At 62.4% G+C, this 21,319-nt stretch carries 18 protein-coding genes, 1 other RNA gene and 2 pseudogenes; 7 read left to right on the forward strand and 14 right to left on the reverse strand.

The annotated features are described in order from the left end of the window. Positions 1-30 precede the first annotated feature (30 nt). The 12 genes from X744_RS161855 to ffs all read right to left on the reverse strand — a co-directional run bounded on the left by X744_RS161855 (position 31) and on the right by ffs (position 11,747). Positions 31-780, reverse strand: a complete 750-nt coding sequence (locus X744_RS161855) for an ABC transporter ATP-binding protein (RefSeq protein WP_023758145.1) — start codon at positions 778-780, stop codon at positions 31-33. Continuing rightward, positions 777-1,640 carry an ABC transporter ATP-binding protein gene (locus tag X744_RS161850; protein ID WP_031259793.1) on the reverse strand — a complete coding sequence of 288 codons (864 nt, stop codon included), beginning with the start codon at positions 1,638-1,640 and terminating at the stop codon, positions 777-779. Before X744_RS161850 ends, X744_RS161855 begins: the two co-directional genes overlap by 4 nt. Beyond that, a complete protein-coding gene (nikC, locus tag X744_RS161845; RefSeq protein ID WP_023758147.1) occupies positions 1,637-2,557 on the reverse strand; it encodes a nickel transporter permease in 921 nt (306 codons plus the stop codon). Before nikC ends, X744_RS161850 begins: the two co-directional genes overlap by 4 nt. After that, entirely contained in the window at positions 2,554-3,615 is a 1,062-nt protein-coding gene (locus X744_RS161840; protein WP_023758148.1) for an ABC transporter permease, read from the reverse strand. Before X744_RS161840 ends, nikC begins: the two co-directional genes overlap by 4 nt. Positions 3,616-3,630: 15 nt before the next feature. Beyond that, a complete protein-coding gene (locus tag X744_RS161835) occupies positions 3,631-5,268 on the reverse strand; it encodes an ABC transporter substrate-binding protein (RefSeq protein ID WP_031259794.1) in 1,638 nt (545 codons plus the stop codon). Positions 5,269-5,532: 264 nt separating this feature from the next. Continuing rightward, on the reverse strand, positions 5,533-6,810 hold the full coding sequence (locus X744_RS161830; RefSeq protein ID WP_023758150.1) for a lytic murein transglycosylase: 1,278 nt from the start codon (positions 6,808-6,810) through the stop codon (positions 5,533-5,535). 195 nt (positions 6,811-7,005) lie between these two features. Further along, positions 7,006-7,611: a recombination mediator RecR gene (gene recR / locus X744_RS161825; protein ID WP_023758151.1), complete on the reverse strand. Its 606-nt coding sequence runs from the start codon at positions 7,609-7,611 to the stop codon at positions 7,006-7,008. Between the two features lie 267 nt (positions 7,612-7,878). Next, positions 7,879-8,808, reverse strand: coding sequence for a cell wall hydrolase (locus X744_RS161820; RefSeq protein ID WP_023758152.1), 930 nt, complete (start codon positions 8,806-8,808; stop codon positions 7,879-7,881). Between the two features lie 134 nt (positions 8,809-8,942). Beyond that, a complete protein-coding gene (locus X744_RS161815; protein ID WP_023758153.1) occupies positions 8,943-9,350 on the reverse strand; it encodes a hypothetical protein in 408 nt (135 codons plus the stop codon). A 24-nt stretch (positions 9,351-9,374) separates the two neighbouring features. Continuing rightward, positions 9,375-9,698 carry a YbaB/EbfC family nucleoid-associated protein gene (locus X744_RS161810; protein WP_023758154.1) on the reverse strand — a complete coding sequence of 108 codons (324 nt, stop codon included), beginning with the start codon at positions 9,696-9,698 and terminating at the stop codon, positions 9,375-9,377. A 30-nt stretch (positions 9,699-9,728) separates the two neighbouring features. Further along, entirely contained in the window at positions 9,729-11,546 is a 1,818-nt protein-coding gene (locus X744_RS161805; RefSeq protein WP_023758155.1) for a DNA polymerase III subunit gamma/tau, read from the reverse strand. A gap of 104 nt (positions 11,547-11,650) precedes the next feature. After that, positions 11,651-11,747: signal recognition particle sRNA small type (gene ffs / locus X744_RS1000000171665), an RNA gene on the reverse strand. Between the two features lie 306 nt (positions 11,748-12,053). Between ffs and X744_RS161800 the strand changes: the two genes are divergently transcribed. From X744_RS161800 to X744_RS161790, 3 genes are read left to right on the forward strand one after another with little or no spacing between them, the layout of a single operon-like run. Next, a complete protein-coding gene (locus tag X744_RS161800) occupies positions 12,054-12,473 on the forward strand; it encodes an HIT family protein (protein WP_023758156.1) in 420 nt (139 codons plus the stop codon). Between the two features lie 36 nt (positions 12,474-12,509). Further along, the gene (gene nudC / locus X744_RS161795; protein ID WP_023758157.1) at positions 12,510-13,454 is read left to right on the forward strand and encodes an NAD(+) diphosphatase; all 945 of its coding nucleotides are present in this window, start codon (positions 12,510-12,512) and stop codon (positions 13,452-13,454) included. A gap of 37 nt (positions 13,455-13,491) precedes the next feature. Continuing rightward, entirely contained in the window at positions 13,492-13,797 is a 306-nt protein-coding gene (locus X744_RS161790) for a Dabb family protein (protein ID WP_023758158.1), read from the forward strand. On the opposite strand, the gene X744_RS161785 is transcribed toward X744_RS161790, so the two are convergent. After that, a complete protein-coding gene (locus X744_RS161785; protein WP_023758159.1) occupies positions 13,794-14,657 on the reverse strand; it encodes a prephenate dehydratase in 864 nt (287 codons plus the stop codon). The genes X744_RS161790 and X744_RS161785 overlap by 4 nt on opposite strands. A 44-nt stretch (positions 14,658-14,701) precedes the next feature. Beyond that, entirely contained in the window at positions 14,702-15,448 is a 747-nt protein-coding gene (locus tag X744_RS161780) for a 3-deoxy-manno-octulosonate cytidylyltransferase (protein ID WP_023758160.1), read from the reverse strand. Positions 15,449-15,639: 191 nt separating this feature from the next. On the opposite strand from X744_RS161780, the pseudogene X744_RS22565 reads away from it, so the two are divergent. From X744_RS22565 to X744_RS1000000171670, 4 genes and pseudogenes are all read left to right on the forward strand, one after another. After that, positions 15,640-16,391: pseudogene (locus X744_RS22565) on the forward strand (cytochrome c family protein). Positions 16,392-16,548: 157 nt separating this feature from the next. Further along, positions 16,549-18,426 (forward strand): extracellular solute-binding protein, encoded by a 1,878-nt coding sequence (locus tag X744_RS161775; RefSeq protein ID WP_023758162.1) that lies wholly within the window; start codon positions 16,549-16,551, stop codon positions 18,424-18,426. Further along, complete coding sequence (locus tag X744_RS161770; protein ID WP_023758163.1) at positions 18,426-20,294, forward strand: extracellular solute-binding protein; 1,869 nt, start codon at positions 18,426-18,428, stop codon at positions 20,292-20,294. Before X744_RS161775 ends, X744_RS161770 begins: the two co-directional genes overlap by 1 nt. Before the next feature lie 30 nt (positions 20,295-20,324). Beyond that, positions 20,325-21,164, forward strand: a pseudogene (locus X744_RS1000000171670) (ABC transporter permease subunit); the annotation flags it as partial. Positions 21,165-21,319 lie beyond the last annotated feature (155 nt).

The following is a 21,319-nucleotide window of genomic DNA, read 5'->3' on the forward strand; positions in this document are numbered from 1 at the left end:
ACGGTTGTTCTGTACACAGGAAGAACGAATTCAGGCGGTTCTCACAAACCCGTCGCTCGCTCTCAGCAGGTTGCGCGTATAGTCCTTCGAGACGCGGCGCTCGACAAGATCGTTGGCCGCCAGATTCTCAACCGCTTCGCCGCTTTGCATCACCATCAGCCGTTCGCACATGTGGGTGATGATGGCCAAGTCGTGGCTGACCATCAGGAAGGTCAGCTTGCGCCGCCGGCGGACTTCTTCCAGAAGGTTGAGCACTTCCGCCTGCACCGACGCATCTAGCGCCGAGGTCGGCTCGTCGAGCAGCAGGATCGACGGTTCGAGGATGAGCGCCCGGGCAATCGCCACGCGCTGGCGCTGGCCGCCCGACAATTGATGGGAGTAGCGGAAGCGAAAGCCGTTGCCGAGACCGACCTCGTCGAGTGCTCGCTGAATGCGCTTTTCGCCGTCGGCAAAGCCATGGATGGCAAGCGGCTCCTGCAGCAGGCGGTCGACGGTCTGGCGCGGGTGCAGCGAGCCATAGGGATCCTGGAAGACCATCTGGACTTCGCGATAAAAGGCTTTGTCGCGGCGCGCGCCGAGCGTCTTGCCGTTGACGGCGATGCTGCCCGAGGCGACCGGCGCAAGGCCGGCGATGGCCCGCAGCAGCGTCGACTTGCCGGAACCGGATTCGCCGACCAGGCCAAAGGACTCGCCCGGCTGCACGTCAAGCCTGACGCCCTTCAGCGCGCGAAAACGGTCGAAGATCACTTCCAGCCCGTCGACGGAAATGGCAGAAGTCATGCCGCCCACTCCGGCTTGCGGTCGAGCACCGGCAGCGGATGACGGTCGGCGCCGATCTTGGGCATGCAGTTGAGCAGGCCGCGCGTGTAGGGATGCTGGGCGCGACCGAGCTCGGACGCCTTGAGCTGCTCGACCACCTTGCCTGCATACATGACGATGACGCGGTCGCAGAAGGACGAGACCAGGCGCAAATCGTGCGAGATGAAGATCAGCCCCATGCCGCGTTCGCCGACCAGCCTGTCGAGAATGCCGAGCACGTCGAGCTGCACGGTGACGTCGAGCGCCGAGGTCGGCTCGTCGGCGATCATCATTTCCGGCCCGGCGATCAGCATCATGGCGATCATGGCGCGCTGGCCCATGCCGCCGGACACTTCGTGCGGATGCAGGTCGAAGACGCGGGCGGGGTCACGAATCTGCACCGCCTCCAGCATTGCCAGTGCGCGGTCGCGCGCCTCGGCCTTGCCGACCTTCTCGTGCGTGCGCAGCGTCTCGACGATCTGGCGGCCGATACTCATAACCGGATCGAGCGAATATTTCGGATCCTGCAGGATCATGGCGATGCGCTTTCCCCGCAGCGACCGGCGTTCGCGTGGCGACACGCTGAGCAGGTCGATGCCGTCGAAAGCCAGCTTGTTGGCCGATATTCGCGCCTGCGGCGGCGTCAGGCCCATGATGGCGCGGCCGGTCTGCGATTTGCCCGAGCCGGACTCGCCGACGATGCCGAGCCGCTCGCGGCCGAGCGAAAAGGAGACACCGCGAACCGCTTCGATCAGCCCGGTGCGGGTCGGGAAGGTGACGCGGAGATCCTCGACGTCGAGCAGCGCGCTCGTTGATCGCTGCTGATTGGGATCGTGGCTCATTGGTCGCCGCTCCGCGGATCGAGCGCGTCGCGCAGGCCGTCGCCGAGCAGGTTGAAGCCGAGGCTGACGATCAGGATAGCGAAGCCTGGCGCGCCGGCTACCCACCATTGATCGAGCACGAAGCGACGCCCCGAAGCGATCATCGTGCCCCATTCCGGCAGCGGCGGCTGTGCGCCAAGGCCGAGGAAACCGAGGCCGGCGGCGGTCAGGATGATGCCGGCCATGTCGAGCGTCACCCGGATGATCAGCGAGGAGATACAGAGCGGCATGATGTGGCGCAGCACGATACGGAAGGGCGAGGCACCCATCAGTTGCACCGCCTTGATGTAATCGGAATTGCGCACCGTCAGCGTCTCCGCGCGCGCAATGCGTGCGTAAGGCGGCCAGGAGGTGATGGCGATGGCCAGCACCGCGTTCTCGATGCCTGGCCCAAGGGCTGCGACAAAAGCCAGCGCCAGGATCAGCTTGGGGAAGGCGAGGAAAATATCGGTGATGCGCATCAGGATGGCATCGGTCCAGCCGCCGGCATAGCCGGCGACGGTGCCGACCAGCAGGCCGATCGGTGCGGCGATGATCGCAACCAGGATGACCACATAAAGCGTCCAGCGCGAGCCGTAGAGGATGCGCGAAAGGATATCGCGGCCGAGGTCGTCGGTGCCGAACCAGTGCTCGGCGCTCGGCGCCAGCAGACGCGCGTTCTTCAGGTCGCCAAACGTCGGCGAATACGGCGCCAGCACGCCGGCAAGGGCGGCAACGACCAGCAAGGCGATGATGATGAGCAGGCCGAGAAACGCCAGCCGGTTGGCGGAAAAGCGCCGCCACGCCACGTAGGCGCGGCCGAGTCTTGCCTGCATGCGCGAGGCCGGCCGCTCGCTGAGCAGCCAGTCGCGACGGCTCTGGATGGTATCGACGCTCATGCGGACTTCGTCCTCGGATCGAGCACGCGGTAGAGCAGGTCGGAGAGCAGATTGATGGCGATGAACACCGAGCCGATGACAATGGTGCCGCCGAGCACGGCATTCATGTCGGCGTTCTGCAGCGAATTGGTGATGTAGAGACCGATGCCTGGCCACGAAAAGACAGTCTCGGTCAGCACCGAACCTTCAAGCAGGCCGGCATAGGACAGTGCGATCACCGTCACCATCGGCACGGCGGCGTTGCGCAATGCGTGGCCCCAAATGATGCGGGTTTCAGACAGGCCCTTGGCGCGCGCCGCGACGATGTATTCCTGCGACAGCTCGTTGAGCATGAACGAGCGCGTCATGCGGCTGATATAGGCGAGGGAGAAATAGCCGAGCAGCGAAGCCGGCAGGATGATGTGGCGGAAGGCATCGTGGAAGACGTCCCACTGCCGCTGCCACAGGGAATCCAGCAGGTAGAAACCGGTGATCGGCGTGAAGGTGTATTCGTAGACGACGTCGAGTCGGGCTGGAAAAGCGACCCATTGCAGCTTGGCGTAAAACAGCACCAGCGCCAGCAGTCCGAGCCAGAAGATCGGCACGGAATAGCCGATCAGGCCGATGATGCGCACGATCTGGTCGATGAGACTGCCGCGCCTGACCGCAGCCAGCACACCAAGCGGCACGCCGAATAGCGCGCCGATCAGCGTTCCCAGCGTCGCCAGCTCCGTGGTCGCCGGAAGCGCTCGGCGAATGTCGGTCATGACGGGGTTCGTGGTCAGCACGGAGACGCCGAAATTGCCGTTCAGGGCATTTTTCACATAGATATAGAACTGCTCGATCAACGGCAGGTCGAGGCCCATCTCGCGGCGCGTGCGCTCGACGACATTGGCCGGCGCCCGGTCGCCGAGCACCGCCAGCACCGGGTCGATCGGGATGACACGACCGATGAAGAAGGTCACCGCGAGCAGACCGAGATAGGTCGTGATCGCGATGACCAGGAAGCGGCCGAGCGATGATGCAATGGCGACGGCGCGGGCGCTGCCGCGCCCGCTCCCATTTTCAACCGCGCTCATGCGGCGCCCGCGGCGTTATTTCGAGACCGGCCCGACGAAGTTGCTGTCGAAGCTCGGGCCGAGTGCGAAGCCCTTGAGGTTCTTGCGCAGGCCAGCCACTTCCAGCTGCTGGTGGATGACGACGAAGGGACTGGTGTCGAGGATCTTCTTCTGGAGATCCTTGTACATATCGGCGCGCTTGCCGGCGTCCTTCTCGAGCAAAGCCGCTTCCGTTTCCTTGGTCAGGTCCGGAATGTCCCAGGAGTTCCGCCAGGCAAGCGTGTGGGACTTGCCGGCATCCGAATTGTCCGGGTTCGAGGCAAAGGTCTGGGCATTGGAATTCGGATCGAAATAGTCCTGGCCCCACTGGCCGATATAGATGTCGTGATTGCGGGCGCGATATTTGGTCAGCGTCTGCTTGCCGTCGCCGGGAATGATCTCCAGCTTGATGCCAGCCTGTCCGAGGGTCTGCTGGATCGATTCCGCCATGCCCGTCGTCGGCTGGCCGGTGCGAACGTCCATGGTTACGCTGAAACCGTCAGCCAGACCTGCCTTGGCCAGCAATTCCTTGGCCTTGGCGACGTCGAGCTTGAACGGATTCTCGTCGAGTTCGCCGAGCACGCCCTTGGGCAGGAAGGTCTGGTGGATCTCACCGATGCCCTTGAGAATGGTCGAGCTCAAGGCATCATAGTCGACCAGATACTTGAACGCTTGGCGAACCTCGGGCTTGGCGAGTTTCGCGTTCTTCTGGTTGAGGCTGATATAGAAGACCGTGCCCTTCGGCGCGCTGGTGGTGGTGAGGTCGGCGTTCTTGGCGATGGCGTCGAGGTCGTTCGGCTCGAGATTACGGGCGACGTCGATGTCGCCGGCTTCGAGCGCCAGGCGCTGGGCCGAGCTTTCCTTCATGTTGCGATAAATGACGCGGGCTAGTTTGGCCTTTTCGCCGTAGTAATTGTCGTTGCGCTCGAGAACGACAGCCTCGTTGGCGCGCCATTCGCGCAGCTTGAAGACGCCGGAGCCGGCATAGCCGGTCTTCAGCCAGGCATTGCCGAAATCATTGTCCCATTTGTAGTCGGCGGTGGGTGCCGCGGTGACGACATGTTCCTTGACCAGCTTGGCATCGACGACCGAGGCGACCGTTGCCGACAGGCAGTTCAGCACGAAGCTCGGCGCATAGGCCTTGTCGACGGTGAACTGGAAAGTGCTGTCGTCGACCGCCTTGGCCTTTTCGGTGACGTTGTCGCCGCTGATGCCGAACTGTCCGATGATGAAGGCCGGGCTCTTGTCGAGCTTGATGGCACGCTCGAATGAATAGGCAACGTCTGCCGCCGTGATCGGATTGCCAGAAGCAAATTTGAGACCGGGCTTCAGTTTGAACGTGTAGGTCAGGCCATCGTCGGAGACGGTCCAGCTTTCGGCGAGGTCGCCCTTGACCTTGGAGGTGTCGTTGAGGTCGAGACGGACCAGCAGATCATAGGTGTTGCCGGTGACCTCGGCAGTAGATAGCTCGAATGCCTCGTTCGGATCCATGGTGATGATGTCGTCGATCGCGAAACCTTCGACCAGCGTGTCGGCGGGCGTGACCGCACCGGCAGGCGCGCCGGCCAGAAGCAGCGCGGACATGGCCGCACCCGCGAGCAAGATGCGGGAGCGGAGAGCAAACTTTTCCATCATCATCGTGATTGTTCCCTGTTTTGTTGTTTGGCGACCTGAGTTCCCGGCTCAGGGATGCAGAAAATTCTTTCGGGGCCGGAAGACGGCCTCTGACCCGCTACCGTCGTGTTTTTTGTCCAGTTGGTCAACACCCTAATCCGGCGGCCCCCAACTCGGCAACGGGGTTTTGTAAGACGATACATTGGACCAGAAGGAGCTGTTGGAAGTCGATGCATTTGGCGGCTAATCGAGGCTGCCAAATGAGAAAAAACTGCTAATTCAGGGCTACTTCAGCGCTGTCACCAACTCCGCATCGGGGAAGCAGGTTGCAGCCTGGCCGTTCTTGGCCTGCCACGTGCCGATCGAACGGCGGGTCTTGAAGCCGGGCAGTCCGTCGACGCTGCCGACATCATAGCCCTTGGCTTGCAGCGCGCGCTGCAGGGCGGCGATGTCGGAACGGTGGAGCCCGCCAACCGCGCCCCAGCTGCCTGCGAAATTCGAGTCGCCATGGGCTATGCGATCGGCGCCATGACCGATGAACAGCGCGTAGAGGTCGCTGGTGTTGTATTCCTTCAGCACGTAGAAATTGGGCGTGGCGATAAAGGCCGGGCCGCTGCGCCCGGCCGGCATCAGCAGGAAACCCTCGGATTTAAGCTCGCTCGTCGGAAACGGTTTGCCGCCAACGCGCTTAATGCCCATTGCCGCCCACTCGGCAATCTTCTTGCCCTGGTCCGGGCCTTCCAGCGCGCAGGAAACCTGATCCGGCACAGTCACCTCGAAGCCCCAGCCGCGGCCCTTCACCCAACCATAATGGACGAGATAATTGGCAATCGAAGCCAATACATCCGGCGTCGAGTTCCAGATGTCGACGCGGCCGTCGCCATCGAAATCGACGGCATGCTTCAGGAAAGAGGTCGGCATGAATTGCGGCTGGCCGAGCGCCCCGGCCCAGGACGATTTCATCGCGCCGACCGGGGCCAGCCCGCGCTCGACGATTTCGAGTGCCGCCAGGAGCTCGGTGCGGAAAAAGTCCTTCTTAGTCGACATGAACGCCTTGGTGCCAAGCACCTCGAAGGCGTCATAAGGCATTTTCGCCGCACCGAAGCCGGTCTCGCGGCCCCAGATCGCCAAAAGCACTTCTCCCGGCACGCCGTAGCGCTTCTCGATGGCCGCAAGCGTCCTGGCATTGGTGGCTTCACGCGCACGTCCGCCTGCCGTCACCGCAAGAACCGTCTTCTCGGCGAAATAGGCGCCGGGCGAGCCGAATTCGGCCTGGTGTTGTTTCTGCGGCGTGGTCGCCTTCTCGCCCGGTTTGACCAAATCGGGCAGCTTCAGATTGGGATTGATGCCGTCGAAGGCGGCATCGAAGGTGTGCCTGGAAATGCCTTTCGCCTTGGCCTGCGGCCACAGGTCGTCCTGCAGCCAGGCGCGAAACTGGTCGTTGATCGTTGCAGCGGAGGCGGGAGCGGAAATGAAGAGGAAGGCAAGCGCAGCCAGGAAAAATGCGAGACAAGACTGGCGAAGTCTGCGTTCCTTGGCGCCCCCCTCTGGCCTGCCGGCCATCTCCCCCTCAAGGAGGGAGATCGGCTGTTGTCTTTGCTTTCGCCAATCGCCGACGTTGCAGGAAGAGCACCGCCAATGAAGCGGCCAATCTCCCCCCTTGAGGGGGAGATGTCCGGTAGGACAGAGGGGGGTGCTTGGCACCAGCCTCGAAGGACGCGCAACGATCATGATCCGCACCCTCTCCCGCCAACTTCGTCAAAACGCCGTCCGCGAGCGCAGTGCAGCGGCCAGCGTGCCTTCGTCGAGATAGTCGAGTTCGCCACCGACCGGCACGCCATGTGCCAGGCGCGTCACCTTGATGTCGAAGCCGGACAGCTGGTCGGTGAGGTAATGCGCGGTGGTCTGGCCCTCGACCGTCGCGTTGACGGCGAGGATGATCTCCTTGACCTCGCCACCGGCGACACGGTCGACCAGCGAGCGCATGTTGAGCTGGTCGGGCCCGATGCCGTCGAGCGGCGACAGCGTGCCGCCGAGCACGTGATAACGCACATTCATCGCCGCCGCGCGCTCCAGCGCCCACAGGTCGGAGACGTCCTCGACGACGATGATGGTGCCGGCGTCACGGCGCGGATCGGTGCAGATCATGCAAGGGTCGGATGTATCGACATTGCCGCAGGTCGAGCAGATGCGCACCTTGTCTGCCGCCTCGGCCATGGCGGCGGCGAGCGGCGACAGCAGCTGCTCCTTCTTCTTGATCAGATGGAGTGCCGCACGCCTGGCCGAACGGGGTCCCAGCCCTGGCATCTTGGCCAGGAGCTGGATCAGGCGTTCGATCTCGGGACCGGCGATTCGCTTCGACATCGCTCTGATCTAGAGCAATTCCAGGAAAAGTGCGAAGCGGTTTTCCGTCCGGAGTTGCGTCAAAACGAAAAGCTGGAGCGGTTCACCGTTTCCGCGAAACGGTGAACCGCTCCAGGATTTTTCAGAGCGCTTTGGAACATCCCACGTCCGCATCAACCGCCATATTGGCTAGGTGGATCATGGAGCCGGATCAATTGGTCTCGAGTGGCCGGTCCTGGCTGGCAANCCCTACACGACGCTCTTCCGATCTTGGATCATGGAGCCGGATCAATTGGTCTCGAGTGGCCGGTCCTGGCTGGCAATCATCGCGCCGATGGCGTCGGTGTTCTCAGGCGTGGACTGGAACCCCACCATCGTCGCCTCCTGTGGCGCGTTTTGAACCGAGGAGATGACCCTTGTGTTCAGGGTTCCGCCAAAACGGGCGGCATCCGGCTCTTCCATGGGTTCCTGCATCGCCACCACCGTCGGCTGAACCGAGACACGCGCGGATTTCGCGGACGGCGCAGCCGCCGCCGTCACATAGGTCTGTTGGGCAGGGGCGGATCGAATGGTTGCCGTCCTGGCCGGAGGTGCGGGCTCGGTGGAAGCGACCATTATCGCTGCTGCGGCCGGCTTCTCGGGCGCCGCCGAAGCAATTGCGACCTGCGGCTCATCCGGCAACGGCTGCCAATTGCGGCCGCGCTTCTCATAGAAGGCATTGCCGCCGGCAACCATCGTGTAGTGCATGTTCTTGTAAGGGAAGCGCAGCCCAGCGGTGTGGAAATACATCGTGTTCTTCAGCTTGGCCTTGCGCTCGCCCTTGAGCACGGCATCGGCGGCTTCCTCGACTTCGGGCATCGCTCGCGAATTCATCGGTCTCGTCATGACGCCAGGCGCGAACTGCCCACCCTCGCCCACCACCTCGCAGATGGTGCTTCCGTGGTTGCCGGAGCGGAGCCGGTTCATCACCACCGTGCCGACGGCGATCATGCCGTCGCGGCTTGAGCGATTGGATTCAAAGAACATCGCCCGTTCCAGGCATTCCTTGTCCTTGGGCGTATGGCTGTAGGCCCGGGAGCTCAGGAAACTCGGCGTGATGGCGTCGGTGAGGCTGGCCACGGACATACCGTGCGAAGTGGTTTGGCTGCATGCAGCCAAAAACAGGGGTGAAATGACGGCGCCGAGCAACAGCGGCGCCTTCCATCGCGTGGCAATCAACAGGTAACCCTCTCACGTCCATGCCCGCCCCCAGGCTGCGGCAAGAATGAGACACTTTCAGGCAAAAAGATGGCCAAAACGTTATTACTGGGGCACTGTTGCCAAATTGGCACGGTTGCATGGCTTTATGCGGGCTACCTCCCGGCTGCAATCGCCACCGGCTGGCCAGGTTCAGCCTCTTCGATCTTCTCCGAGAACAGGCCGCGCCGGAGGAACAGCGCTCGCGCGTCCCTGGCCGTCGGCGCGATCCTTGCCGGCCAGCCGCTTTCAACGAACTCGGCCTTGGTGAAGTCCGGATTTGTCTCGCTGGCCGCCTCCAGGAACTCGGCGATCTCCAGCACGATCGCGCGCTCGTCTTTCGAAAGCGCAGATGTGCCGGCCTCGATCGACGGGCGATGGACAAAGTCCTCGAACAAATTGAAGTAGCCCTTGATACCGACGAGATCGACGCCGTCGTCGCAGTCGGCCAGAATTTCCAGGATCTCGTAGATCCTGTTGCGGATACGTTGCTCGATCAATCTTTCGGTGGGCTCTTCGGTCATGTCGACCATGGGGCGCGCCGAACGCTAGAAGGGCAGTTTCATTCCCGGCGGGATCGGCAGACCGGCGGTCAGCGCCTTGGTCTTTTCCTGCATGATCTGCTCGACCTTGGTCTTGGCGTCATTGTGGGCGGCGAGCACCAGGTCTTCCAGGATCTCGACATCGTCCTCCTTGAACAAGGATGGATCGATCTTCAGCGACTTCATTTCGAATTTTCCGGTCAGCGTCACGCTGACCAGGCCGCCGCCGGCCTGGCCCGACGCTTCCAGAATGGCGATCTCGTCCTGCATGGCCTGGAACTTGGCCTGCATTTCCTTCGCCTTGCCCATCAGGCCGAGAAGATCTTTCATGGTCTGGTCCTTTGCGGATTCGTTCTGTGGTCAGGTTTCGTCGTCGTCAGCCGGCGGCTCGACCGGCACTTCGGCCTCGGCCGTTTCGGCTTCCGGCGCGTCTGGAATGCGCACGTCGATGATCTTGGCCCCGGGAAAGCGCGCCAGGATAGCGGCCACCGTCGGATCGCTCTTGGCATCGAGGAAGGCGTTCTCGCGCTTGGCCGATTCCATCTCGGAGAGCGTCTGGCCACCCTCTTCCTTCGACAGCGAAACCAGCCAGCTGCGGCCGGTCCAGGCGCGCAACTTCGTCGTCAGGTCGTTGAGCAGCATCTTGGGCGCGTCGCTGATCAGGCCGACGTCGATACGGCCGGGCTCGATACGAACCAGGCGGATATAGCTCTTGACCTGCACCTTGAAGGCGATGTCACGCTGCGCGTCAGCCAGGGCAATGATGTCGGCGAGCGATTTCAGCGGCACCGATTGCGTCTCGACGACCGGCTCCGGCGGAGCGACGAAAGCAACAGGGGCAGGCGTGCTCTCCACAAGCCGCATGGTCTGTGCACCACCCGGCCCGGCCGGCATGCGCGTCTGCGCCACAGCACTGGCGCCGCCACCATTGCCCGACCCCGCGGGTGTACCATTCGGGCGTGGGGTGCCATTTTGTACCGGCGTTGCGCCCTCAAGCGATCTCAACGCCTCGTCCAGCGTCGGCAGGTCGGCGGCATGCGCTAGCCGGATCAGCACCATTTCGGCGGCACTCACCGGCCGGTTGGAGGACTGGACCTCGGGAATGCCCTTGAGCAGCATCTGCCATGTCCTCGACAACACTCTGACCGACAGCGTCCTGGCGAAATCCGCGCCGCGCTGCCGCTCGTCCTCGGATAGCGAGGCATCCTCGATGGCCGTCGGCACGAAACGCAGCCGCGTGACGAGATGGTTGAACTCGGCAAGATCGGTCAGTACGGCGGCCGGATCAGCACCAGTGTCGTACTGCGCGCGGAATTCGGCAAGAGCGGCCGCTACATCACCCTTCATTACATGTTCGAACAGGTCGACGATGCGGGCGCGGTCGGCGAGCCCCAGCATCGCCCGAACCGCAGCGGCGCTGACCGAGCCGGCGCCATGGGCAATCGCCTGATCGAGGATGGAGAGCGAATCGCGGGCCGAGCCTTCGGCGGCGCGCGCGATCATCGCCAGCGCGTCGTCGTCGACCGAAATGCCCTCCTTGGCCGATATCGACGCGAGATGCGCAACCAGCGCACCGGCGTCGATGCGCCTCAAGTCAAAGCGCTGGCAGCGCGACAGGACGGTGATCGGAACCTTGCGGATCTCGGTGGTGGCAAAGATGAATTTGACGTGCGGCGGCGGCTCTTCCAGCGTCTTCAACAGGCCGTTGAAGGCCTGCGTCGACAGCATGTGCACTTCGTCGATGATGTAGACCTTGTAGCGCGCCGAGACCGGCGCATAGCGCACGCGCTCGATGATGTCCCTGATGTCGTCGATGCCGGTGTGCGAGGCGGCGTCCATCTCGATGACGTCGACATGGCGGCCTTCCATGATCGCCTGGCAATGTTCTCCGAGCTCGGCAAGGTCGACCGACGGCTGGTCGATATCAGCGGTTTTGTAGTTCAGGGCACGAGCGAGTATGCGTGCCGTCGTGGTCTTGCCGACGCCACGCACGCCGGTCAGCATCCAGGCCTGGGCGATACGGCCGGTGGCAAAGGCATTGGTGAGGGTGCGCACCGTCGGTTCCTGGCCGACCAGTTCCGAGAAGTTCGAGGGACGGTACTTGCGCGCCAGCACGCGATAGGCGGCCGCCTTGCCATTCTCCAGGCTTTTTGGTCCCGAATTTCCGGCTTCGCTCATTCGCCCATAAGCTCCAAATGGCCGCGCCCGAAAGCGGCCGATTCCTGCGCATAGTCTCGCCCGCGCTGCAATGCGTCGTCAATGTCGCGAGAAGGGCCGGTGAGGTGGGAGGCTGGAACAATGACCCGTTCCGGGCTCGTTAGGGCTGCTTCCTTCCGGACCTGACCCGGTTGGCGAGTGGATCGTCCACCACCAACCTCCCGTCGTCCATATCGGCAATTGTTCGATGAAATGCAAGTGCGCAGAAGAAATCCCGGATTCCTTTGCAGCCTTCGCCGGCGCGTCGGCTGACGGAGCATCAAACGAAAACCCGCCTGCGCGGCGGGTCACTGGCGCAAATCAGCACCATGAACAAATATGTACCATAGCTGAGGTCACGAATCAAGAAAAAATTCCTATCGTGAAGAGCTGCCGATCGCGAGGGCGCAATGATTCGCTTGCAGCCCCCTTGCCGCCGCTCTAGCGTTCATGCCCTTGAGGAAACCAAGAAAAGCAAGGGAAACGCCGATGATGACGGGCCTGAAGGCCGGATTCACGCTGGACTCCCGGCTGGAGGCGGATAGCGAGCAGTTGATGTGGCTGGGGCTGTGCGAGTTGCGGGTGATGAACGACCGCCGCTGGCCATGGCTGCTCCTGGTGCCGCAGCGGCCAGGCGCGGAGGAGATCCACGAGATGACGCCGCTCGACCAGGCAATGCTGACCTTCGAGACCAATATGGTGGCGCAGGCGCTGAAGAAAGCGACAGGCTGCACCAAGATCAACACCGGCGCGCTCGGCAACATCGTGCGCCAGCTGCACATCCATATCATTGCGCGTTCGGAAGGCGATCCCGGCTGGCCGGGCCCGGTGTGGGGATACGGCCTGCGCGAGCCCTATAAAGGCTCCGACCTGCGGCGGTTTGCCGAAACGATCAAGGCGGCGCTATAAGCGTTCCCCGTGTCCATCCCGCAACGCAGAGTTTCCATGAGCTTCCGCCTGTTTGACGCGCCCTTGCGCGAGCCGAGTCAGTTCGTCGGCTTTGCCGGCAACATCATCGACCGGCAGTCCGAAAACCGCGCCGACGATTCGGTCGACAAGGCGCTCGCCGACCCGGCGACACGGCTGCTGTTGATGCATGGGGGGCGGCTCTATCTGAAGCTCGGGGATGGCAGTGGTCTCGACCCCTGGTTTGGCGCCTCCGAGAGCGAGCCTTTCGAACCATTTCTCGAACAGGGTGTCCTGCTCGGTTTTTCCGAACAGGGACCCGTGCTGGCCGTGCCCGGCGGCGTCGATCCGGAACGGCTTCCGGAAACCATCAAGGCCATCGACTACCGCTCCGTCTACATGCAGGGGCTGATCGATGAGGCGGCTGCCGGCGCGATGGCGCAAGGTGCGGCCCTGCTGGCCTGGCATGCAAGCCATCGTTTCTGCAGCAAATGCGGCACGCAATCGCAGATGCGGGCCGGCGGCTACAAGCGCCACTGCCCGAATTGCGGCACCGAGCATTTTCCGCGTACCGACCCGGTGGCTATCATGCTGACGGCGACGCGGGAGAAGTGCCTGCTCGGGCGCGGCCGGCATTTCGCGCCGGGCATGTACTCCGCCCTTGCCGGCTTCATCGAGCCGGGAGAGACGATCGAAGCGGCGGTGCGCCGCGAGACGCTGGAGGAGGCTGGCATCCGGCTTGGCCGCGTCGTCTATCACGCCAGCCAGCCCTGGCCGTTTCCTTATTCGCTGATGATCGGCTGCTTCGGCGAGCCGCTCAACGACGATATCCAGGCCGATTTGAACGAGCTGGAGGACTGCCGTTGGTTTGCCCGCGACGAGGTGCGTTCGATGCTGACCAGGGAGCATCCCGGCAATTTGGTCACGCCACCGAAAGGCGCCATTGCTCACCACCTCATCCGCGCCTGGGTCGACTCGGAGTGATGGCAGCGACTATCGAAAGACCATTCAGGAGCAGCAAATGATCCGTCACACCGTCGTCTTCACGCTGAAGCATCCGCCACATTCGCTGGAGGAACGGAGGTTCCTGGTCGACGCCAAGAAAATCCTCACCGCGATCAGGGGCGTCACGCATTTCGAGCAATTGCGGCAGATCAGCCCCAAGAACGACTATCGTTTCGGCTTCTCGATGGAGTTCGCCGATCAGGCTGCCTATACCAGGTACAACGATCATCCCGACCACGTCGCTTTCGTACGCGACCGCTGGGTGCCGGAGGTCGAGACGTTCATGGAAATCGACTACGTGCCGCTGGGCGCGGTGATCTAGTCAGCGACCTTCCACTGCTCACGCGACGCGCTGGCCGGATATACGCCCAGAATTCGCACTTCGCGTGAGAAGAAGCGAAGCTCGTCCAGCGCCAGCTTGACCAGCGGATCTTCGGGATGACCCTCTATGTCGGCGTAAAACAGCGTCGCGGTGAAAGCCCCCAGCTGGTAGCTCTCCAGCTTGGTCATGTTGATGCCGTTGGTGGCGAAACCGCCCATCGCCTTGTAGAGCGCGGCCGGCACATTGCGGACTCGGAAGATGAAGGTCGTCATCATCTTGACGTCCGGTGACGGGCGGTCAGCCCATTGCTTGTTCTTGGTGAGGACGACAAAGCGGGTGACGTTGCTATCGGTGTCCTCGACATTTCGCTCGAGGATGTCGAGCCCATAGAGCGTCGCGGCCAGCGTCGGCGACAGCGCCGCCATGGTGCGGTCCTTGCCCTCGGAGACCATCTTGGCGGCGCCAGCCGTGTCACCGGCGACGATCGCCTTCCAGCCGTTCTTGCGGATGTATTTGCGGCACTGGCCAAGCGCGTGGATGTGGCTGTGCACGGTCTTGATCTCGTCGCGTTTGACTCCGGGCAGCACCATCAGCTGGAAATGGATGGGCAGGAAGTATTCGCCGATGATGTGGAGCTTCGATTCCGGCAACAGATGGTGGATATCGGCGACCCGCCCGGCAATTGTGTTCTCGATCGGAATCATGGCGAGATCGGCCTTCCCGGTCTCGACCGCGTTGAACGCGTCCTCGAAGGTCGGGCACGGCAACGGCTCCATCGATGGATAGACGTTGCGGGAAGCGGTGTCGGAATTGGCACCCGGCTCGCCCTGGAAGGATATTCTGTTGGTCTTTTCAGGCATGGCCAATTCTCGATTCAAGGGGGTCTCAGCTTCGAAGGGATTTCTCAGTTTGCAAGGATGGCTCTGGTTGCAAGAATGGTTCTGGCGCGTTCGAGATCTTCCGGCGTGTCGACGCCAAGCGGCAGCGACTGGACGATCTCGGCATCGATGCGCATGCCGGCTTCGAGCGCCCGTAGCTGTTCCAGCCGTTCTCGCCGCTCCAGAGGCGACGGCTTCAACGCGACGAAACGCTCTAGCGCGGCGCGACGATAGGCATAGAGGCCGACATGATGATAGAGCGGCCCCTCGCCCCAAGGTGCCGTGGCGCGCGTGAAATAGAGCGCCCTCAGCCTGGTGCCGGAGAGCGGCGACCCGACGATCTTGACGACGTTGGGATTGGTCTTTTCCTCATCGCGGACGATCTCGACGCCGAGGGTGGCGATGTCCACCGCGCCGTCATCGAACGGCCTGAGCGAGGCGACGATGATGCCGGGATCGATGGTCGGCAGGTCGCCCTGCACATTGACGATCGTTTCGACCTTGCGCTCGGGATCGAGCGCGACCAGAGCCTCGTGAATGCGGTCGGAGCCGGATTGGTGGTCCATGCGCGTCATCACGGCCTCGAAACCATGCGCACGCACCGCTTCGGCCACGCTTTGCGTGTCGGTCGCCACCACGACCCGGCCGAGGCCGGACTCCGTGGCGCGGCGGGCGACATGGACGATCATCGGCGCGCCGGCGATGTCGGCCAGCGGCTTGCCTGGCAGGCGTGTCGAGGCCATGCGGGCCGGGATCAGAATCAGTGTGGACATGCGCGGTGCAAGGCGTCTCGAAGAGGACAGGGAAAGTGGCAAAAGGTCTCACTGGAAGCGCCCTTATAGGTGTTGCAACGCCGCAGCAAAAGACCTAGTTTCCGCCCGATTTGACCGCCCTGGCAGGGTGATCACGATACCGACGGACGGAGTGGACGGTTCGGTCCGCCGGAAAAGGGAGCAAGGGGCGTATGGATTCCAACGAAGTCAACAAACTGCTCGCCGGATTGCTCGGAACCGTTTTCGTCGTCTTCTCGGTCGGCATTGTGTCGGACGCGCTGTTTGCCTCGCCGGCGCCGGAAAAGCCCGGTTTCGCCATCGAGGCCGCTGAGCCTGCCGAAGGCGGTCCGGCCGCGCCTGCCGCCGAAGCCAAGCCAATCGCCGAGCTGCTGGCCACCGCCAATGTCGAGCAAGGCGCTGCCGTCTTCAAGAAATGCCAAGCCTGCCATTCCGGCGAAAAGGGCGGCCCCAACAAGGTCGGCCCCGATCTGTGGGATCTCGTCGACCGCCCTGTGGCCGAGCATGAAGGCTTTGCCTATTCGGCCGGCATGAAGGAATTTTCCAAGGGCGGCACCGAGAAGTGGACCTACGACAACATCAACCACTTCATCACCTCGCCGAAGAAATTCGTTAAGGGCACCGCCATGGGCTTCGCCGGCCTGCCGAAGGACGAGGATCGCGCCAACGTCATCGCCTATCTACGCACGCTGTCCGACAATCCGAAGCCGCTGCCGGCGCCAGGCGCTGCCGCCGACGCAACCGCGCCCTCCAAGCCGGCTGAAGGTGCTGCCCCGGCGAAGCCNCGCCAGGCGCTGCCGCCGACGCAACCGCGCCCGCCAAGCCGGCTGAAGGTGCTGCCCCGGCGAAGCCGGCTGAAGGTGCCGCGCCGGCCAAGCCGGCCGCTCCGGCTCCGGCCGTACCCGCACCGGCGCCCGCTCAATAACCGGATATCCATCTCGACGACCTTGAAAAAGCCGGGTTCAGCCCGGCTTTTTCGTTAGGAAAACCGCATATGCGGCGACAAAGCCGCGCATGGCGGTTTTCACGAGCGCCAAATCGTCTAGATTGTCCATGAACGGGCATTGCGAAGAGGATAGTGCATGACGGTTGGCCGAACGCTTCTCAAGTCGATGCTGGCGGCAGCCCTTCTGGCGGCCGGATTGCAGACGAGCCGAGCGGACGAATGGCGCACCGCCTCATCGCTGATCGGCGAGTCCAAATACGGCGACAACTTCCAGCACTACGACTACGTCAACCCAAACGCGCCCAAGGGCGGCACGTTGAATTCGGTGGTGCTCGGCACCTTCGACAGTTTCAATCCCTACATCGTACAGGGATCACCGGCCGCCGGCCTGGTCGGGTTCGGCGGTGGCCTGCTCTACGATACGCTGATGGAACAGGCGACCGACGAAGGCAGCACCAGCCACCCGCTGATCGCCGACGCGTACAAATATCCCCCCGACTATTCCTCGGCGACCTACCGGCTGGACCCGCGTGCCAAATGGCATGACGGCCAGCCGATCACCGTCGACGACGTGATCTGGTCGTTCCAGGTGCTCAAGGCGAACAGTGCGCAATACAGCCGCTACTTCGAAAATGTCACCGATGCGGTGGCGATTTCGGACCACGAGGTCGAGTTCCATTTCAACCAGAAGGGCAACCGCGAACTGCCCAAGATCATCGGCGATCTTGCAGTGCTGCCGAAACATTGGTGGGAAGGCACCGATGCCAATGGCAAGAAGCGTGACATCACCAAGCCGACGCTGGAGATTCCGCTCGGCTCGGCCGCCTACAAGATCGCCAGCTTCAAACAGGGCTCGGAAGTCATCTGGCAGCGCGTGCCGGACTATTGGGCGGCGAAGCTGCCGGTGAAGATCGGCCGCGAGAATTTCGATACGCGGCGTTTCACCTATATACTCGATGACAATGCGGCCTGGTTGGCCTTCACCAAGGGCGGGCTGGAAGACCTCAACCGCGAATTCAGCTCGCGCAAATGGGCGACAGCTTATGATTTCCCGGCGATCAAGGCCGGCGACGTCATCAAGAAGGTCTTCGAGAGCCACTCGCCGCAGCCGATGCAGGCATTCGTGCTCAATCAACGGCGGCCGCTGTTCCAGGATCGCCTGGTGCGCGAGGCGCTGACCTATCCGTTCGATTTCGAGTCGATGAACCGAACGCTGTTCTTCGGTTCCAACACCCGTACTTCAAGCTATTTCCAGGGCACCGACCTGGCGTCGAGCGGTTTGCCGCAAGGCAAGGAACTGGAAATCCTGGAAAAGTACCGCGACAAGCTGCCGCCTGAACTCTTCACCCAGCAGTTCAAGCTGCCAGTCTACGATTCACCGCAAGCGGAACGAAAGTACCTCAAACAGGCCGTCGACCTCTTCGCCAAGGCCGGCTGGGTGATCAAGGGCGGCAAGATGGTCAATGCCAAGACCGGCGCTCCGTTCAAATTCGAGATCCTGGGCTGGAACGACACCGACCAGGTGATCGCCAGCCCCTATATCGCCAATCTGCGCAAGATCGGCGTTGATGCCACGTTGCGCATCATCGACCAGACGCAATACATCAACCGCGTCAACCACTTCGAATTCGATGTCGTCACCGGCCTGTTCGGCCAGTCGGATTCGGCCGGCAATGAGCAGCGCGATTTCTGGAGCTCGAAGGCCGCCGACACACCCGGTTCGCGAAATCTGATGGGCATCAAGGATCCGACCGTCGACGCATTGGTCGACCGCGTCATCTTCGCCACCGACCGCGAGGATCTCGTCGCCGCCACTCATGCGCTCGACCGCGTGCTGCTGTGGAATTTCTATGTCGTGCCGCAATATCATCGCTCGGCAATATGGGTGGCCTACTGGAACAAATTCGGCATCCCCGACAAGCAGCCTGCCTATTCCGGCTATGATCCCGACTCCTGGTGGATCGACCTCGACAAGGAAAAGGCGCTGGCCGCCAAATACAGGGGCAGCAATTGATGGCGGTCCTGCCCCGCCGTGATTTTCTCGTCCTGGGCACTGCCGCCGCTGCCGCCGCCATGCTGCCGGGCAAGGCCTTCGCCACCATTGCGACCGGCGTGAAGCTGCACGGCTTGTCCGCCTTCGGTGATCTCAAATACAGCCCGGATTTCACCCATTTCGACTATGTGAATGTCGATGCGCCGAAGGGCGGCACCTTCAACTTCTCGCCGCCGAACTGGGGCTACAACCAGAACACGCTGACCTTCAACACGCTGAACTCCTTCACCCAGAAGGGCGATGCGCCGCCGCGCATGGAGATGTGTTTCGACGCGCTGATGGTCAGGGCCCTGGACGAGCCGGACGCCCTCTATGGGCAGCTCGCCGACGGCGTGACGGTTTCCGACGACCGCAACAGCTTCGAGTTCTCGCTGAGGCCGCAGGCGCGCTTCCACGACGGCACGCCGCTGACGGCAGAGGACGCCGCCTTCACCTTCAAGCTGTTCAAGGAAAAGGGCCATCCCGACTTTTCGCTGTCCTTGATCCACCTCGACGAGGCGGTCGCCGTCGATCAGCACACGCTCAAGCTCAATTTTTCCGGCAAGCAGTCCGCCCGCACGGTGCTCAATGTCGTGGAGTTCCCTATCCTGTCGAAGGCCTTCTACACGGCCAACCCGTTCGATTCCTCGCAACTGAATCCGCCGCTCGGCTCCGGCGCCTACAAGGTTGGTCGCTTCTCGGCCGGCGCGTGGATCGAATACGACCGGGTGGCCGATTATTGGGGCCGCGACCTTCCGGTCAATCGCGGCATGAACAATTTCGACACTATCCGCATCGAGTTCTACCAGAACCGCATGGCCGGCTTCGAAGCGTTCAAAAAAGGCGAAATCACCTATCGCGAGGAATTCACGTCGCGCGTTTGGGCGACCGCCTACGACTTTCCGGCCCTGACCGCTGGCAAGGTGGTCAAGCACGAATTTCCCGCCGAGAAACGGCCGACGATGCAGGGAACCGCCGTCAACCAGCGACGCGAGCAATTTCGCGACGCGCGCGTGCGCCAGGCGATCGCTCTCTGCTTCGATTTTGAATGGACGCGGCGCAACTTCTTCTACGGCTCCTATGAGCGCTCGCAGTCCTGTTTCGAGAAGTCGGACTTTCGCTCAGAAGGACCGCCGTCGACACAGGAACTGGCTCTGCTTGAGCCGTTGCGCGCACAGCTCCCAGCGGAGGTCTTTGGCGAGGCGGTAAGCCAACCCCCGTCCGACGGCTCCGGCCGTGACCGCAAGCTGCTTGGCCAGGCAGCGAAGCTTCTGGCCGCGGCCGGCTGGAAAAGGTCGGGCGATTTCGTTGTCAACGACAAGGGCGGCCGGCTTTCGGCCGAGTTTATGGTCGACGACGATACCTTCGTCCAGGTCTATTCGCCCTGGGTCGCCAATATGAAGGCGATCGGCATCGACGCCACGATCCGGCTGGTCGATTCGGCGCAATACCAAGCCAGACAGGCGACGTTCGATTTCGATCTGCTGTCGGCCGCTTTCTCGTTCAACGCTACGCCGACTCGCGACGACCTCGAAACCTTCTTTCATTCAAGCACGGCAAAAGTGTCCGGCTCGCGCAATCTGCCAGGCATCGCAGATCCTGCGATCGACAAACTGATCGACGCCGTCGGCGCGGCCAAGGATCGGGAGAGCCTGACCGTTGCGATGCGGGCGCTCGATCGGGCCTTGCGCGCACGGCGCGATTGGATTCCAAGTTGGTTCCTGGCGAATCACCGAAGCGCCTTTTGGGACATGTTCGGCTTTCCCGAGCAGAAGCCCGATTTCGGCTTTCCGGTCGAGGCGCTGTGGTGGTTCGACAAGGGCAAGGCGGCAAAAATTGGCAAAGCCTGAGATATCAGTCCAACGAGGACAGAAAGCCTGATGGGCGCCTATATCCTGCGCCGCATCCTGTTGATGATCCCGACGCTGTTCGGCATCATGGCGATATCCTTCGCCGTCATCCAGTTCGCGCCCGGCGGGCCGGTCGAGCAGGTCATCGCCAGGTTGACCAACCAGGGCGGCAGCGACCGCCTCGGCGGTGGTGGCGGTGGCGACGCAGGCGGCAGCGCCAATTTCGACGTTGCCGGCGACGTCAGCTCGAAATATCGCGGCGCGCAGGGCCTCGATCCGGAATTCATCAAGAAGCTGGAAAAGCAGTTCGGCTTCGACAAGCCGCCGCTCGAGCGCTTCGGCATGATGTTGTGGAACTATATCAGGTTCGATTTCGGGGACAGCTATTTCCGCGACATTTCGGTGCTCGACCTGATCCTCGAAAAAATGCCGGTGTCGATTTCGATCGGCCTGTGGATCACGCTTCTATCCTACCTGATCTCTATCCCGCTCGGCATCCGCAAGGCGGTCAAGGACGGCTCTCCGTTCGACGTCTGGACCAGCGGCGTCGTCATCGTCGGCTATGCCATCCCAGGGTTCCTGTTCGGCATCATGCTGATGGTGCTGTTTGCCGGCGGGTCGTTCTGGGACTGGTTTCCGCTGCGCGGCCTCACTTCGGACAATTGGGATCAGCTGTCCTGGTGGGGCAAGATCGTCGATTATTTCTGGCACATGACCTTGCCGCTGACGGCGCTGGTGCTGTCGGCCTTCGCCACCACGACGCTGTTGACCAAGAACTCGTTCCTGGAGGAAATCCGCAAGCAGTATGTGGTGACGGCGCGGGCCAAGGGCCTGTCGGAGCGGCAGGGGCTCTATGGCCACGTTTTCCGCNTTCGCCACCACGACGCTGTTGACCAAGAACTCGTTCCTGGAGGAAATCCGCAAGCAGTATGTGGTGACGGCGCGGGCCAAGGGCCTGTCGGAGCGGCAGGTGCTCTATGGCCACGTTTTCCGCAACGCCATGCTGATCGTCATCGCCGGTTTTC

Source organism: Mesorhizobium sp. LNHC252B00 (assembly GCF_000502955.1).
GTDB lineage: Bacteria > Pseudomonadota > Alphaproteobacteria > Rhizobiales > Rhizobiaceae > Mesorhizobium.